Here is a 17,264-nt window from a genome sequence, read left to right on the forward strand (position 1 = left end):
AATTAAAAATTAATGTTTAAGCCCATTAAATAGGTTCTTGGGATTGGATAGAAACCATAATCGATTCCTCCTCCAATTGGAGCTCCATTTGAAGCACCTGGATCAAAACCTTTGTATTTTGTAAATGTGTAAAGGTTATTTACTCCTGCATAAAGTCTTAATTTAGATACTCCTGCTCTTTTTGATATTTCCGGATTAAGTGTATAACCAAGCTGTACATTTTGAATTCTTACATAAGAAGCATCTTCTACAAAATAATTTGAAAAAACATTATTTGATGTTGCTCCTGTTGTTACTCTTGGCGTCGAATTACTTGTCCCAGGTCCTGTCCATCTGTCTAAAACATAATTTATACGATTGGCATCAGAAAGTGTTCTTTCGTAGTTACGCACCATATCATTTCCTACTGATGCAAATGTAAATACAGCGAAATCAAGTGACTTGTAATTTAACTGCAGATTGAAACCCATTGTAGCGTCTGGAATTGGATTACCAATATCCGTTTTATCTTTTGTATCAATTACACCGTCTCCGTTTAAGTCAACATAACGAATGTCTCCAGGCGCAGCATTTGCTCCTAAAGCCACCTGAGATGGATGTGCGTCAACTTCTGCCTGAGTCTGAAAAATTCCGTCAGTTTTGTATCCATAGAAATACCCCATCGGTTTACCAACTTCCATTCTTGAAGGAGCAGGCTGTCCTACACCAAATGCACCGCCTTCAATAAATCCTGTTCCGTTATTCACTTCAGTAACTTTATTTTTAAGGAAAGTAACATTGTAACCTACGCTGAAAGTCAGTGCATCAGATATTTTATCTTTATAATCTATAGAGAATTCAAAACCTGAATTTTTAACTGTTCCAGCATTTAAAGTCGGTGCACTCGCACCTGGCGCACCAGTACCGTTAATACCTGAAACCGGAATATTAGGAATCAATAAATCTTTTCTGGTATCAATAAAATAATCAGCAACGATGAAAACTTTGTCATTTAATATTTTTAAGTCTAAACCAACATCAAACTTCTGAGCTTCTTCCCATTTCAAATTTGGATTTGGCACCTGCCCGTTTGCTGTTCCGTTTACTAAAGCTCCATTAAATACATAAGTAGCTTCTCCATTTAATAATCCTAAATAACCGTAGTTAGGAATCTGGTCATTTCCTAAAGTTCCGTAACTCGCTCTAAATTTCAGGAAGTTTACAAATTTAGGCTGTCCAAAGAAACTTTCGTCAGAAACTACCCATCCAGCTGTAAACGAAGGGAAGTAACCTACTTTGTTTCCAGGTCCGAATTTTGTAGAAGAATCACGTCTTAACATAGCAGAAAGTAGATATTTTCCTTTGTAATCGTATTGTAATCTTCCAAAATAAGAAAGTCTTCTTTGATCGTAAACATAAGAACTATTGGTAAGTGTTTCTGAAGTTCCTTTTGTTAAAGAGATATCGGCATTTTCCCAAACATTATTAGGCACATCAAAACCAGTTGCTGTCAAGCCATTCCCCCATTCTTTAAAAATGGTTGTTCCAATTGTTCCTGTAATATTATGAGATTGTGCAATTTTTGCATTGTATGTACCAAAAAGGTCAAATGAGTAATTGTTATCATTTACAGCTCCTTGTGTAACTGAGCTTCTTTGTACATCAAAAACTTTTCCGCCGTAGCTTATTTGTTTATTAAACGTTTTTGATTCACTGTTTGACGTATTAAAACCTATAGAACTCGATAAGGTAAATCCTTTGAAGATTTTATAATCTAAACCAAAATTTCCGTTTAATTTTTTATAATTATAATCATTGTAAGTATTAGCAATCTGCGCCAAAGGATTAATAATTTCGGTTCCTAAACCTGCTGTACTCGGCACTAGAGTAAAATCGCCGTTTGCATCATACGGACTTAATGTTGCCGGAACGTTTAAAGCGTTAAAAAGAACAGATCCTAATCCGTTTTCATTTAATGTATTTCTTGTAAAATAGGTATAAATAACGTTGGTCTTTAATTTAATTTTATCGCTTAAATCTGCACCTAGACCAATTCTGGCTGTATTTCTTAAAAATCCAGATTTGTCGCCTCCCACAATACCTTCCTGATCTAAATGAGAACCACTGATAGAATAAGTAATTTTATCAGATCCGCCGGAAATTGTTAAATCGTTATTGATAATTGGAGCATTTTGAAAAACTTCATCCTGCCAGTTTGTTCCTTTTCCTAGTGAACTCACATTTGGATAAGGCAGTGGTCTTCCTCCATTTGCATAACTTTCATTTAAAAGCAGTGCATATTCTGTAGCGTTTAAAGTAGGCAGTTTTCTTGAAGTCTGCTGAAAACCTGCATAACTATTAAATGAAACTCTGGTTTGAGAATTCTTTTTCCCCATTTTAGTAGTAACCAAAATGATTCCGTTTGCACCAATTGTACCGTAGATTGCTGCCTGAGCATCTTTTAAAACTGTAATGGTTTCTATATCATTAGGATTTAAAAGTCCTAAATCTCCAACATAACCGTCAATAATAACCGTTGGTCTGTTTTCACCATTTGTGGCTATACCACGAATACGAATATCAAGCGGTGCACCCGGCGCTCCTGACTGCGTCGTTACATTCACTCCTGAAACAGTTCCCTGCAGAGCCTGCTCGATTCTGGCTGGTTTCAAAACATCTAGTGTTTTGCTGTCTACAACAGCAACAGACCCGGTAACTTCTCTTTTTTTCTGAGTACCGTAACCAATAACAACGACCTCATCAAGTGACTTAGCATCGTCGCTCATTTTAACTGTCATTTTAGTTCCAGAAACAGCAGCCTCCTGTGTTCTGTAACCAATATAACTAAAAACAATTACAGTTCCTTTTGGAACATCGGTTAGTTTAAAAGATCCGTCGAAGTCCGTGGTTGTACTTTTAGACGAATTTTTAACTTTTACATTTACACCTGGCAATGATAAACCAGAAGCATCTAATACCGTTCCTGATACATCTAAGTTCTGCGAGAATGCAAAAGATGTAAACAGTAATAGTACTGTTAGTAATAATTTGGATTTCATAATTAGTTAGTTTTTATTGAAAGTTAAATTTATTTGTTCCTCTTATTAAAACGATAAAATTAACCTCAACAAAAAACATACATCATAAAAAAACAAAGCCTAAATTCAGGATATGATAAAATAAAGCACCAAATAACTACAATTTCAGAATGTTAATTTTGTTAACATTTCCCTCTTAAATTCCTAATAAAACCATAATGTTGTGGTAATGTATAGGTATTTTATACTGATTTTGGGATTACTATACAGCCAGAATATATTCTACTAAACCGATTTCGTGTTGCAAATCCATCTTTTTTCGCAAACGGTATCGTTTTATCTCAACGCTTCGTACCGAAATATTAAACATTGGAGCAATTTCTTTAGATGAAAGATTCAATCTGAGATAAGCACACAAACGCAGATCATTTGGCGTTAAGGCTGGATGCATTTGTTTTATTCGTTTAAGGAAATCTTTATCGGCATTATCAAAAGCTTCTTTAAACACATTCCACGAATCTTCTTCGGTAATGTTTTTATTGATGGTACTAATTACAGATTTAATATTTGAACTGTCATTTTGAGCTGTTTTTTTCAAATCTTCTTTAATAAAAGCCAGTAATTCGTTCTTACTGTTTAAACTCATCGTAGAAACTGCCAGTTCACGGTTTTTATTATCTACATCCTGAGAAAGCTGTTCGTTGCGAAGTTTCATTAACTGCTGTTCGTTTTCAAGCTCTTTAATCTCTAATAAAAGGTTGTTTTCTTCAATAAGTTTTTCTTTCTGCTTTTGATAATAGTTTCGATACGCCTTATTAATAAAATAAGCCATTGCAAGCATCAAAAGAAAATAAATAAAATAAGCCAGATTAGTTAAATACCACGGTTTTAAAACCACAAATGTATATGAGGCCGGATTTTGCAAAATTACATTGGCATATTTTGCCCTGACTCTAAAAGTATATTTTCCCGGAGGAAGATTTTTAAAATTCACCGTTGCTTTTGTACTCCATTCGCTCCATTCATTCTGAAAGCCTTCCAGCAGATATTGATATTCAGAATTGATGTATTTATTGTATTCCGGAACTGTATAATTCAGGGTAATGTTATTTTCATCAGACTTAAAACTTCCTTCGTTAAAAATCGCAGCATTTCTAAAGGTTTCATTTTGTTTATTAGTCATAATATCAGTAATAAAAACATTGTAATTTTTAAAACTCAGATCATCAATATTAAGCGTATAATATCCGTCTGTAGTTCCTATTAAATAAGTCGATTTTGAAATTTGGGTGATATTTTCATATCCTAACATCGAATTGGTCAGCGAAGACGGAATTGGTATTATATTTTCTTTTAACTGACTGCTCAATTTACTGGCTGAGAAATAATGAATGTAGTTTTTAGAAAACAGCCAGATTTTGTTTGAATTATCAACAATTAATTTACCCGATGTATATTCGTCTTTTTCAAAAATAGAGCTTAATACATTGTCTTTTACAAACTGTTTTGTTTTTGGGTTTAGTTTAAAAATACCGCCTTTATAAGCGTAATAAATCGAATTATTGAATTTTGTTAAGCTCGCATATTTTCCTTTATCGGGACTTTTATACGTATAGAATCCTTGTGTTTTTGATAAAGACGAATCCAGTTTTAATCTAAAAATCCCTTTGTATTCATGACTTACATATACTTCGAGATTATCACCTATTTCAAAATAACGCGATGAATAATCAAATCCCTGTACTTTATTTTTGAAAACCCACTGATTTCCTGTTTTTTCTAAAACCGATAGACCATAATAATTTCCCTGAAGTAATTGGTTTTTATTTCCCGGAACCGGTTCAAATTTCCAGGTTCCTGAAGCCGAAAATATACTTTTGGCAATATCATTTACCACTACAAAAGTTCCCGAATCATGTCCGCAGAAAAGCGTATCATCATAAACTGCTAAAGACCAGACCTGCCCTTTTGTGCCGTTTATAAATTTAAAATCAGAATTACTTTGACTTGGTTTACAAAACAATCCCTGATTGGTTCCAATATACAGCATTCCGTTATGAATTGCAGATGCGTAAACGGTTCCTAAAACACCCGAATCATCGGTAAAACTGCGCACCGGTGACTGCATATTGATGCAGTTTATTCCGTTATCGAGTCCCGTCCATAAATTTTGGTCTTTATCTTCAAAAAGAGATAAAGCAGTATTATTGCTCAAACCTTTGCTCTGTGTCAGGTGATATTTCAGTTTTCCTTTATCAGACAAAATAAAAATCCCGTTTGAAACAGTTCCTAAAGCAAAACTGCCGTCCTGTAAACGCTGGCTGCTGTAAACAAAACTTGCTTTTAATTCGGCATCAACATCTGTCACTATACGGCTTAATGAGTTTCCGGTAAGTTTATGTATTCCGTCTAACTGTGTTTGGATTATCAAGCCTTCATCTGCTGCAAAAACATTGGCAACGGTAAATTTTTTCAAAATCGGATCATCTGAAACTAATTTGGCTTTACCGCTTTCTATTTCAAAAAGTCCTTCTTTTAAAGTCTGAAAATAAATAGCATTGGTTGAAGCAAACGATTTTACAACACCATTTTTGGGTGCAATTATTTTAAACTGCATCGTTTTGGTATCATAAATATAAATTCGGTTTAAAGACTGAAACAATATCCAATGATCATATTTTAGGATATTCCAAAACTGTTCATCATCTAAAATCTTATTTTTTATACTGTCACTCAGCGAAGTATATTTCAGTTTTCCATCTGCTTGTCTCGTCCAGAAACCAAAATTCATATAACTGCCCGTATACACTTTATTGCCAATCACTTTTACAGATCGAATAATGGTTTCGTTTGGCCCGGGGTATAACTGCCAGCTTGTTCCGTTATATTCTAACAATCCGTCATTATTAGCGAAATACAAATAATTATTATGATCCTGCGAAATCATCCAGCTCTGATTTCCGGCTCCATAAACAGAAGGTGAATATTTTACGATGGGTGGAAATTCCTGAGAGAACATCAGGAAATGAATTAAAAGCAGTAAGGTAGATAGTTTAGTTTTCAAAATTTGGTCAGGATATTAAAATAGTACTAAAACAGTTCTAAAGTAGGATATTTTTACAATGAAATAACAAATTTTCAATAAAAAAATGTCTGCTTATAATCAGATGTTAACATGGAAATTCTGTTAAGATTTGGAACAATATCCTTAACAAAACTCTGCTTAAAATTGATTACTTTTGTAAAAATTGACTTTTTTTATGCAAATTGATCTTTCTACACTCGACCCAAAGCAAAATATTATAATAAAGGGCGCACAAGTACATAATTTAAAAAATGTAGATGTTGCTATTCCGCGAAACAAACTCGTTGTTATTACAGGGCTTTCCGGATCGGGAAAATCAAGTTTGGCTTTTGATACTTTATATGCCGAAGGGCAGCGTCGTTATGTTGAAAGTTTGTCATCATACGCACGTCAGTTTCTTGGACGTTTAGATAAACCAAAAGTTGAATATATAAAAGGAATTGCTCCTGCAATTGCTATTGAGCAAAAAGTAAATACAACCAATGCCCGCTCAACGGTTGGAACTTCTACAGAAATATACGATTACATTAAACTTTTATTTGCCAGAATTGGAAGAACTTATTCGCCAATTTCAGGTCAGGAAGTCAAAAAAAATACTGTAACAGATGTTGTTTCTGATGTTAAAACGCTCGAAATCGACAGCAGATGGCTTCTACTTGCCCCTATTCATTTAGAAGAAGGACGCCAGCTTGAAGATAAACTAAAAATACTTTTACAGCAGGGTTTTGCACGTATTTTGGTTGGAAATGAAATGGTTCGTTTAGATGAATTTTCTACAGAAAATATTCATGAATTAGACAATAAAGATATTCTCTTAATTATTGACCGTATTGTAGTTAAGGAAGAAGAAGAATTTTACAATCGTCTTTCAGATGCTGTACAAACTGCATTTTTTGAAGGAAAAGGAATTTGTTACCTGCAAGAAGTAGGTACAGATAAAAGATTTTCTTATTCTAACAATTTTGAATTAGACGGAATTTCGTTTCTGGAACCAAACGTACATTTATTCAGCTTTAATAATCCTTACGGAGCTTGTCCTGTTTGTGAAGGTTATGGAAATATTATTGGTATTGATGCTGATCTTGTAATTCCAAACACTTCTTTATCTGTTTTTGAAAGTGCTATTTATCCTTGGCGCGGCGACAGTATGAGCTGGTATAAAGACGAATTGGTTAAACACGCTTATAAATTCGATTTCCCAATTCACAAACCTTATTTTGAACTTTCAGAAAGTCAAAAAGATTTAATCTGGACTGGAAATCAATATTTTCAGGGATTAAATGATTTCTTTAGAGAATTAGAAGAAAAAAATTACAAAATACAAAACCGTGTGATGCTTTCTCGTTACCGAGGGAAAACCAAATGCCACGCCTGTCGTGGGAAACGTCTACGCGAAGAAGCTTCGTACGTAAAAATTGGAGGCAAAACGGTTTCAGATTTAGTAGATCTTCCTATTAAGCATTTGGTTACGTTTTTTAAAAATCTTGAATTAAACCCATACGAACAGCAGATCGCAAAGCGTTTAATGGTAGAAATCAACAATCGTTTGTCATTTCTAACCGAAGTTGGTTTAGATTATTTAACCTTAAATAGAAATTCTTCTACACTTTCCGGAGGAGAATCACAGCGTATTAACCTTGCAACTTCTTTAGGAAGCAGTTTAGTAGGTTCAATGTATATTCTGGATGAACCAAGTATTGGTCTGCATCCAAAAGATTCAGAACGATTGATAAAAGTTCTTCTTTCACTTCGTGATTTAGGAAATACCGTAATTGTGGTAGAACATGATGAAGACATCATGAAAGCAGCCGACATGATTATTGATATTGGCCCGGAAGCCGGAACTTTTGGAGGTCAGCTAGTTGCTCAGGGAACTTATCCGGAAATTTTAAAATCAGATTCGCTTACTTCTAAATACCTGAACGGCGATCTTGAAATTTCTGTTCCAAAGAAAAGACGAAAATTCAAAAATCATATTGATATAATTGGCGCCCGAGAAAACAACCTGAAAAATATTAATGTTACTTTTCCTCTTGATATTTTAACAGTTGTAACCGGAGTTTCAGGAAGCGGAAAAAGTACTTTGATTAAAAAGATCTTATTTCCTGCCATGCAGAAAAAACTGGAGAATGCAGCCGAAAAAGCAGGTCAGTTCAGTGAACTTTCAGGTTCTTTTTCGCAGATTAAGCATATCGAATATGTAGATCAAAATCCTATTGGAAGAAGCTCTAGATCGAATCCAGTTACTTACATAAAAGCTTATGATGATATCCGTGATTTATACGCCAAAGAAAAATTATCCAAAATAAGAGGTTATCAGGCAAAACATTTCTCTTTTAATGTTGATGGTGGCCGATGCGAAACTTGTAAAGGAGAAGGCTCTATAAACGTTGAAATGGTCTTTATGGCCGATGTTTCGCTGCCTTGTGAAACTTGCGGCGGTAAACGATTTAAAAAAGAGATTCTGGAAGTGACTTTTGATAATCAAAACATCAACGATGTCCTTACCATGACTATTGATGATGCAATTGCTTTTTTCGAAAAAAACAAACAATCTAAAATCACACAAAAATTACAGCCTTTACAGGATGTAGGTTTAGGATATGTACAATTAGGACAATCTTCTTCTACCCTTTCAGGCGGTGAAGCACAGCGTATTAAACTGGCTTCCTTTTTAGTAAAAGGTGCTACAAAAGACAAAGCTTTGTTTGTTTTTGATGAGCCGACAACAGGTCTGCATTTTCATGATATTAAAAAGCTTTTAGCTTCATTTGATGCTTTAATCGAAAAAGGACATTCGATAATTGTAATTGAGCATAATCTTGACCTGATTAAATGTGCCGACTGGATTATAGATTTAGGCCCGGAAGGCGGTGAAAACGGCGGTCATTTATTAGCAGCCGGAACACCTGAAGATATCGTCAAAGTTAAAGAATCGGTTACAGGAGTTTATTTGAAAGATAAATTGTAGAAAAAGGTTCTAAGATACTAAGTTGCTGAGATACTAAGCTTTTTTTAGAGCTTAGCTGACTAAAAATAAAAATTCCAAATTCCGATGACTTATTAATCATATCTGGAATTTGGAATTTTTTAATTTTGAAATTTAAGCTGCTAAGCAACTAAACATTTTTCTTCGAAAGGGAAACCATCTTCGTCAATGGCAACTAATACCTTTTTTTGTTTTGAAGCCTCAAATGTTAGATAAAGCCACGCAAATGACCATAATCCGAGGGTTAAACAAAAAATCATGAAATTTAAACTGTGGTTAACTACTTTTCCTCCTTTGGAAAGAACAGCAAAAAGTAACTCATCATTTCTCTCTTCTAGTGTGAATCCGTTATGAACTTTATTAGATATCATATTAGAGAACACCTGTACACTTTGTTCCTGACTTAGCTTATTGCTTTTCATAATCATCTGTTTTGGTTTGTCTGTTTTGATACTTAAAAAATTAATAATATTGAATGGGTATTTCAATTTTAATAAAACACTTATATATCTCTTTTATTGCATTTTATAAAACATTTTCTACAATAAAAATGTAAGAGTGTTCAAAAAATGAACATAAAATTAATTTTAATAAATTGAATTTCAAAGAAATGAGCCAAAAAAGTTAAGATTATATTCACATTTTCAACATCTTACAAAAAGAGACTAACTTTTATTCTTAATATTAAAAAATGAAGGTTCATAATCGTCATTTAGATAATCTGGCGGTATTGTAGTAGTGTTTCCATCTCTTAAAGCACTGTAATGAGGTGACATAATCTCTATTCCCGCAGCATTAAAAGAATCCTGAATATTTTGATGGAGTGATGAATAAATTCTAGGCTGTTTTGTTGGTTCTTTTGTGTAAACATTGATTTGATACGAAACATAAAAATCATCCAAACTTGTCTGTAGTACAAAAGGCGTTGGTTCTTTTTCAGTCATTTCTGTTTTTAGAGCGGCATCTATTAATGCTTTATGAATGTCTTTCCACGGAACATCATAACCAATTGTGACTGTTGTATGTATTAATAAACCATTATTGTTTTGTTTCGTATTAGCAGAAAAATTGGTTGAAGTGCTAGATAAAACAGTTGAATTGGGAATGGTAATATCTTCAAATTTTGGAGTTCTGATTCGGGTTACTAAAGCTGTTTTTTCTATTACTTCACCGCTTACATCGCCAATTTTTATAAAATCACCAATTTTAAACGGACGCATATAAGTAATAACTAATCCGGCTACCATATTGGCTATGGCATTTGATGAACCTAAAGAAAATAAAACCCCGACAAACACTGAAACACCTTTAAAAATAGGAGAATCTGAACCAGGAAGATAGGGAAATATAACTACAATCATAAAAGCAAAAAGCAGTAATCTGATGATATTAAAGGTAGGCATTGCCCAATCGCTGTAAAAACCATCAATTTTGATATTCTCCTGCTTTATTTCGTCAAAAAAGAACTTGATGACTTTTATTGCATACTTAAAAATGAAAATTATAACGATTATAGTAACTAAACTTGGTAAAAATCGAATAAAGCCCATTAACGCCGATTTTGCAGGCGAAAGAATCCAGTGCAGCAATGTTTTGGTATAATTTTCAGTGGCAGGAAAAATACTGAATAAGGCAGGAAGCGAAAGATAAACGATAAAAATTAAGGCTGCAATTTTTATAAAACCATACAATCGCATCAATAATGACTGCTGTCTTTGAGGCGATAAAAAATTTATATTATTGTAACTGACACCCTTAAAATACTTATCGCTGTTTTTTAAGATGTATAATTTTATTCTGTTAAAGATTTTCCCAACTACATATAAAATTATACCAATAATTAAAATCAACAATGCCGTATATCCAAGTCTTTTTGGAAGCAGTGAATAATTTTCATTTTGATAAATTACTGCTTTCTTTATTATGTTTAAATTCCGTTTTGCAATAAAAGCTGTTGTTTGATTTTCTGCTTTTGCATCGGCTTCAAGAACCGACATGATAATAAAATCATTTTTATAAATAATATCTTGTGACAGATCTGAAGGAACGACTAAAATAGAATCTTGTTCGAAAAAAGAATCTTCATAAAGCTTTCTAATCTTTTCTGTAATGGCATGTGCACGGTTTTCTGCAGAAAATGAACCAACTTTATTGTAGATAAAGAAAAGTGTATCCTTAAATGGAGCAACCGGATATGGTTTTAATTTCGGCTTAACTTCAATTTTATGTAAAGTATCGCGGCTGCTGTTTTGAGCAAATGAAGCCCAATAAAACGAAACAGTGAAAACAGCTAAAAACCAAAGTAATTTATTTTTCATATTTCATTTATAATTAGTTAGTTACTACTAACAAATATAAAAACAAAATAGATTCGAATTTAAATTACCTCCTTATTTCGAAATAAAATCGTACTAAATTTTAATTCCTATTTTTCTCAGAATGTTGTCTATAACTTTATTAATATCCGGAGAAATATTAAACCTGTAATTCAGGTAAACATATAAAATGGTTACCAAAATAGATTTTAAAGCAATACTGATAAGCTGAAAAAACGGAAACTCCCAGAAATAAAATACTAAAAACAAAGCAAATGTTAATAGCATTGATGAGATTGTTTCTTTTGTAAAAGGATATAAATTAAGCTTTTTAACCACAAAAAGCAGTTTAGCTAAACTGTATAATGTAATAGATAATAAAGTGGCAAAAGCAGACCCGAATATTCCGAAAATTGGAATAAATATCATGTTTAAAACAACTGTTAGTACAACCAGCATTAATCCTAAATAAAGCACCATTCGGTAATATTTAGTATTAAAAATGATAGCGTTATTGTTTCCTAAAATTAAATCAAAGTACTTAGATAAACCAATCATAAATACAACTGCAATTCCGCCGCTGTATTCTTTTGGAACAAGTTCGTACAATTGATTAATGTTTACGAATATGCAAAGCATTACAAAACCACCCACAATCTGCAGGTTTATAGAAGTCTTTTTATAAAGCTGATTCAGTTCGTCATGTTTATTTTCATGCATTAATTTTGCCGTAATAGGATATACAATTTGGTGCATGGCACGACTCGGCACCGAAATTACCAAAGCAATATAAGTTGCTACAGAATAGAACGCAATATTTTCAATCTGCATGTACTGATTCAATATCATTTTATCTCCATCTAAAAGCAAATTGGCAACGCTTCCAGATAAAATAATATAAAATGTATATATCAATATATCTTTTGTATTTACTGGTATTGTAAACTGAAAAGTTGGCTTTTGAATACTGAACGCATATAACATCGTAACCAGAAATGCCAAAAAGTATAAAACAGCTGTTGCATACACAAAACCTTCTACACTGAGCCAATCGTAATAAACGCCTATCAATAGAAATAATGAAAACAATCGTAAACCTACTTCTTTAATAAAGTTTCCAAAAACGGAATGCATATTTACACGGAGCCAGGCATAAAATATTTCAAAATAAGCCATACACAGCCCTATAAATGGTATTAACCAGATATAACTTTTTACAATCGCATTCTTTTTTGATACAAAGAATATAATCTCATCGTAAAAAACAAGACCAATAAGCAAAAGCGGAATTATTAATAGTAACGGAAATAAAACGGTAAAGGATAAAAAACGGGATTTTTCTTCATCTGTTTGGTACTGCGAATAAAATTTAACCAAAGTATTTTGCATTCCAATTGCAAACAAAGGCATAATAACATTTGCAGCAGATGTGATATAATTCGTTAAACCATAAAAAGTTGCGCCTAAAAAAACAGGATATAAATAAAGCGTATTAATGGCTCCAATTCCAAAGCCTATATATGTAATTATGGTGTTTTTAAAAGACTGGTTTAAGACAATACCCATTTTTTGATTGCAGAGTTTAGATTGTAGAGTTAAGATTTTTGATTTTCTGCTCTCTTTTTATTTTTGAAATTGTTGTTTTAATTTATCAATTGTACTAATTGCTTTGTCAGGTTTTTTCGTGAATACTGCTGTAAACCAACACCATTAGCTTGTAATTTTCCTTCCAAAAATTGATTATAAAAGTCCAAAATTACACTTTTTAACTTCGCTTTTTCTGAATAGTCAAAAAATACTCCTGTATTTGTTTCTTTTATAATATCGGCAAAATCAGAACCATTTGGTCCAATCGCAATTATTGGGCGGTTTGAGACCATATATTCAAACAATTTCCCCGGAATAATGCTTTTGGTATCTTCTGAATTAATTTCGATTAAAAGCAGAACCTGAGATTTTTTTTGATTTGCAATCGCTTCATTGTGCGAAACATATCCTAAAAGGTTCAAATAGTCATTTAATTTAAATTCGTTTATAGAATCTAAAACTTCCTGACTTACAGCTCCAATTAGTTTAATTTCTAAATGAGACTTAAAATCTGGAATTTCCTGAAGCAGTTCAACCAGACATTCCCATAAGAATTTAGGATTTCGGTCTGATAAAAATGAACCAATATGTGCAAGAGTGAATTTTTCGTCTAAAGGCTGTTTTTCAACCTTTTCAATATCGTATCCGTTTGTAATTACAGAAATTGGCTTATTAGTAATTGCTTCAAATTCTGTTTTTGTTGTTTTACTCGTTACAATAATAGTATCAGCAGAATTCAAAACTTTGTGTTCTAAATTTTTATGTTTTTTAGCTGCATAGCCAGATAAACGAAGTGCTTTATGATAGCCAATAGTTGTCCACGGATCGCGGAAATCGGCAAACCATTTTACATTTAGTTTTTCTTTTAATTCTAAACCTATCAAATGCAGACTATGCGGCGGTCCAGAAGTTACAATAGTATCAATATTGTTTTCTTTGATATATTTCTCAAGGTAAGCAACAGAAGGTTTTACCCAAAAAACGCGTGCATCCGGAATGAATAAATTACCACGCACCCAAAGAAAAGTTTTATCTAAAAAAGTCTGCTTTTTTTTATGCGGAAAAATTCCGGAACTGATTTTCTTAGTCTTATTTTTTGAAAACACAGAAGCCAGCTGGTAGGGCTCCCAAATTTTATTTTTTAGAACAATTGTTTTATCTGATATTTCGCTTACCAAACCTTCATCAACAATTGGATATGTTGGATTTTCTGGAACATAAACAATAGGCTGAACACCAAAATCCGGCAGATATTTTACAAATTTCAACCAGCGTTGTACTCCCGGTCCGCCAGCTGGAGGAAAGTAATACGTAATAATTAAGAGCTTTTTTTGTTCCAATGAAAATCGATTATTATTTAAAGTGCAAACTGATGCTAATTACTTAGCCTGTTCGCTAAACTTCTTTCTTTCAAAATATATTCCTCCAATTAAAAGCACAAACATTCCAATAGAACTAACCAGGTTAATTGTACCTCCTGTTTTAATAACATTTGGCTCAAACTTAAATTCAATTGTATGTTTTCCACCCGGAATTTCCATAGCTCTTAAAACATAATCAACAGGGAAATGATCCGTTAATTGTCCGTCAATGTAAGCGTTCCAGCCGTTTTTATAATAGATTTCAGAGAAAACAGCCAATCCGTCTTTTCTATTATCAGATTGGTATTTAATGTAGTTTGGTTTGTATTGAACTAGTTTTATTGTTCCGGTTGTATCCCATTGCTTTTTCATACGGGCATTTCTAAACTTGCCTTCATGCTCATGAACATTGAAAACAGCCACCTTTTTAGTATCAAGATGATCTAAAGTTTTCATAACTTCATCAGCTTTATTAACCAGCTTAACTGAGCTTACAAACCATGCATTTCCATTTGCATCAGGATTGATTGTTGGAATTTCTTTTCCTTCCTTATCGGTTTGAATCACATACTTAACATTTAACATATTAAGTACTTCCAGGTTATTTTTAGCAATTTGATAATCAAATAACTGCTGCATTCTTCTTGGTTTTGCTGCATGATAACCTCCAATAGAATGGTGAAAAAAGGAAGCTCTTGCGCTTGACATATTACCGTTTACTTCAAAAACTCTATAATGTGTTGTATCTTCTAAAATTTTTGCATCAGCAGGTGTTTCCTGAAACGGAGCCGCAATTTGAACCGGACTCACAAAATCTTTCGCAGAAACATATTTTTTGTCAACAAAAAACAAATCAAAAATCATTAAAAGAGCTACAATTACCAAAGTAGTTGTTTGCGAGAACTTATTTTTAATAAACAGCCATAAAGCTCCAAAAGTCACGACTATAAAAAATCCTGAACGAAGTAAATCAGCTAGGTATAAAGATTTTCTGTCTTCTTTTAATGCATCTACAAATGCTGCTCCATAACTTTGAAGGAAATAATTATCATTGCTACCTGTAAAGTGGAAAAAGCCTTTTGCAAAAACTAAAATCAAAATAACACCTATACCAAAAACTCCTGTTTGTATAAGAGCTTTTTGCTGTAATTTAGGCTCTTCTTTTGCTTTAAAAAACGATTGAATTCCCATTACTGCTAATACTGGAAAACACAATTCTAAAATGACCTGAATAGATGATACTGCTCTAAACTTATCATACATTGGCACATAATCAATGAAAAAATCAGTTAAAAGCGAGAAATTTTTTCCCCAAGAAAGCACTAATGAAAACAATGCTCCTGAAAGAAATACGTATTTTATTTTTCTTTCATCAATAAATAATGCCAATACTGCCAGGAAAAAAACTACTATGCCAATATAAGCGGGTGCAGCAACTATTGGCTGATCTCCCCAGTATGTCGGCATTCCTGATACAAAATCTTCTGCCTGACTTGCCGGTACTCCCTGCTCCATCATAAAAGAGTACATACTGCTGTCAGTTCCTATATTTTCGTGGTTAGAACCTCCAAAAAGTCTTGGAGCAATAAGGTTAAAACTTTCAGCTATTCCGTAACTATACTCAGTAATATACTCACGGCTTAAAGCATTTTCATTTGTCTTTTTTGTTCCATCCGGATTAAAAGTCAATTCACTGTTGCTTCGTGTACTAAATTTAGCATACTCACTTGTTGCCATTAAATTGGCTGCATTGGCACCAATAGCAAAAATTCCGGCAACGGCTAAAGTTCCAATCGCAGTTAAAAGCGGTTTATATTCTTTATCTTTTATAAAATTGAAGGTAAAATAACCTGATAATATCAATAAGAAAATCAATAAATAATAGGTCATTTGAAAGTGGTTGGCGTTAACTTCTAACGCAACGGCAAACATGGTAAGCAGACCTCCCCAAATGTATTTTTTCTGAAAAACGAGTATAAATCCGGCAATAACCAATGGCATATACGCAATAGCATGTGCCTTAGCATTGTGCCCAACTCCAAGAATAATAATTAAATAAGTAGAAAATCCAAACGCAATAGCGCCAATAAAAGCTTTTAACGGATCTGTTTTTAAAACCAATAACAAACCATAAAAACCTAAGAAATATAGAAATAAATAATCTGCAGGACGCGGCAGAAAACGAAGCATATCATCTATTTTACCCACAAAATCATTTGGATAATTAGCTCCTAACTGGTAAGTCGGCATTCCTCCAAAAGCAGAGTTTGTCCAGTATGGCTCAGCGTGTTCTGCTGCTCTAAAATCATTTTGCTCTTTGGCCATTCCGGTATATTGAGCTATATCTGACTGGAAGATTTGTTTTCCCTGCAGAACCGGATAAAAATAAATTAATGAAACGAGAATAAAGCCCAGTACTACAAGGGCATGCGGATAGAATTTATTTACTATTTTCAATTTTGGGCTGGTTTGGTTAAATGATGAATCCTTATTTGTCAGGATGCAAACTTAATCTATTTCTTCGTAATCAACATAATCACCCACTTTTTTGGTCTCGCGCGGCTTTTTAGCATTAGCGGTATTGATGATTATTTCGTCATTGTTGTTATTGCGGGTTTGCTGCCATGAATTATCCTGGCTGTATTGCTGTTGTCTTTGGAAGTTTTCTCCTGCCTTTTCGACTGCTTTTTTTACCAATACAGGCAAAAAGATTCGAGCCAAAAATTTAAAAATATAATAAAACGCAATAATCCACATTATCGTTTTAAACAAATTTGTAAAAGATGCTTCTTGCATGATCATATAATTTTTTTCCAAAATTAGTAAATCCGTTGTTTAAAATTAAAATATCAATCTTAAATAAATAATAAAATATAGTACATTTGAATTGCGTTATTATTTTTCTAATCC

At 33.0% G+C, this 17,264-nt stretch carries 9 protein-coding genes; 1 reads left to right on the forward strand and 8 read right to left on the reverse strand.

Going from position 1 to position 17,264, the window contains the following annotated elements:
* Nucleotides 1–2: 2 nt before the first annotated feature.
* Both ACTJIW_RS06190 and ACTJIW_RS06195 read right to left on the reverse strand, forming a co-directional pair.
* Nucleotides 3–3,038 (reverse strand): SusC/RagA family TonB-linked outer membrane protein, encoded by a 3,036-nt coding sequence (locus ACTJIW_RS06190; protein ID WP_121361736.1) that lies wholly within the window; start codon nt 3,036–3,038, stop codon nt 3–5.
* Nucleotides 3,039–3,279: 241 nt separating this feature from the next.
* Nucleotides 3,280–6,081 (reverse strand): triple tyrosine motif-containing protein, encoded by a 2,802-nt coding sequence (locus tag ACTJIW_RS06195; RefSeq protein ID WP_440714962.1) that lies wholly within the window; start codon nt 6,079–6,081, stop codon nt 3,280–3,282.
* A gap of 196 nt (nt 6,082–6,277) precedes the next feature.
* On the opposite strand from ACTJIW_RS06195, the gene uvrA reads away from it, so the two are divergent.
* The gene (uvrA, locus tag ACTJIW_RS06200) at nt 6,278–9,073 is read left to right on the forward strand and encodes an excinuclease ABC subunit UvrA (RefSeq protein WP_440714961.1); all 2,796 of its coding nucleotides are present in this window, start codon (nt 6,278–6,280) and stop codon (nt 9,071–9,073) included.
* Nucleotides 9,074–9,213: 140 nt separating this feature from the next.
* On the opposite strand, the gene ACTJIW_RS06205 is transcribed toward uvrA, so the two are convergent.
* The 6 genes from ACTJIW_RS06205 to ACTJIW_RS06230 all read right to left on the reverse strand — a co-directional run bounded on the left by ACTJIW_RS06205 (nt 9,214) and on the right by ACTJIW_RS06230 (nt 17,150).
* Nucleotides 9,214–9,579, reverse strand: coding sequence for a hypothetical protein (locus tag ACTJIW_RS06205; RefSeq protein WP_440718442.1), 366 nt, complete (start codon nt 9,577–9,579; stop codon nt 9,214–9,216).
* Between the two features lie 177 nt (nt 9,580–9,756).
* Complete coding sequence (locus ACTJIW_RS06210) at nt 9,757–11,409, reverse strand: mechanosensitive ion channel family protein (protein ID WP_440714960.1); 1,653 nt, start codon at nt 11,407–11,409, stop codon at nt 9,757–9,759.
* Between the two features lie 93 nt (nt 11,410–11,502).
* Complete coding sequence (locus tag ACTJIW_RS06215; RefSeq protein ID WP_012024492.1) at nt 11,503–12,972, reverse strand: oligosaccharide flippase family protein; 1,470 nt, start codon at nt 12,970–12,972, stop codon at nt 11,503–11,505.
* Nucleotides 12,973–13,049: 77 nt separating this feature from the next.
* Nucleotides 13,050–14,333 carry a glycosyltransferase family 4 protein gene (locus ACTJIW_RS06220; protein ID WP_440714959.1) on the reverse strand — a complete coding sequence of 428 codons (1,284 nt, stop codon included), beginning with the start codon at nt 14,331–14,333 and terminating at the stop codon, nt 13,050–13,052.
* A gap of 39 nt (nt 14,334–14,372) precedes the next feature.
* Entirely contained in the window at nt 14,373–16,811 is a 2,439-nt protein-coding gene (locus ACTJIW_RS06225) for a YfhO family protein (RefSeq protein WP_440714958.1), read from the reverse strand.
* Between the two features lie 51 nt (nt 16,812–16,862).
* A complete protein-coding gene (locus ACTJIW_RS06230; protein WP_044048302.1) occupies nt 16,863–17,150 on the reverse strand; it encodes a DUF4834 family protein in 288 nt (95 codons plus the stop codon).
* Nucleotides 17,151–17,264: the final 114 nt, after the last annotated feature.

Source organism: Flavobacterium sp. 22659 (assembly GCF_052044235.1).
Classification (GTDB): domain Bacteria; phylum Bacteroidota; class Bacteroidia; order Flavobacteriales; family Flavobacteriaceae; genus Flavobacterium; species Flavobacterium johnsoniae.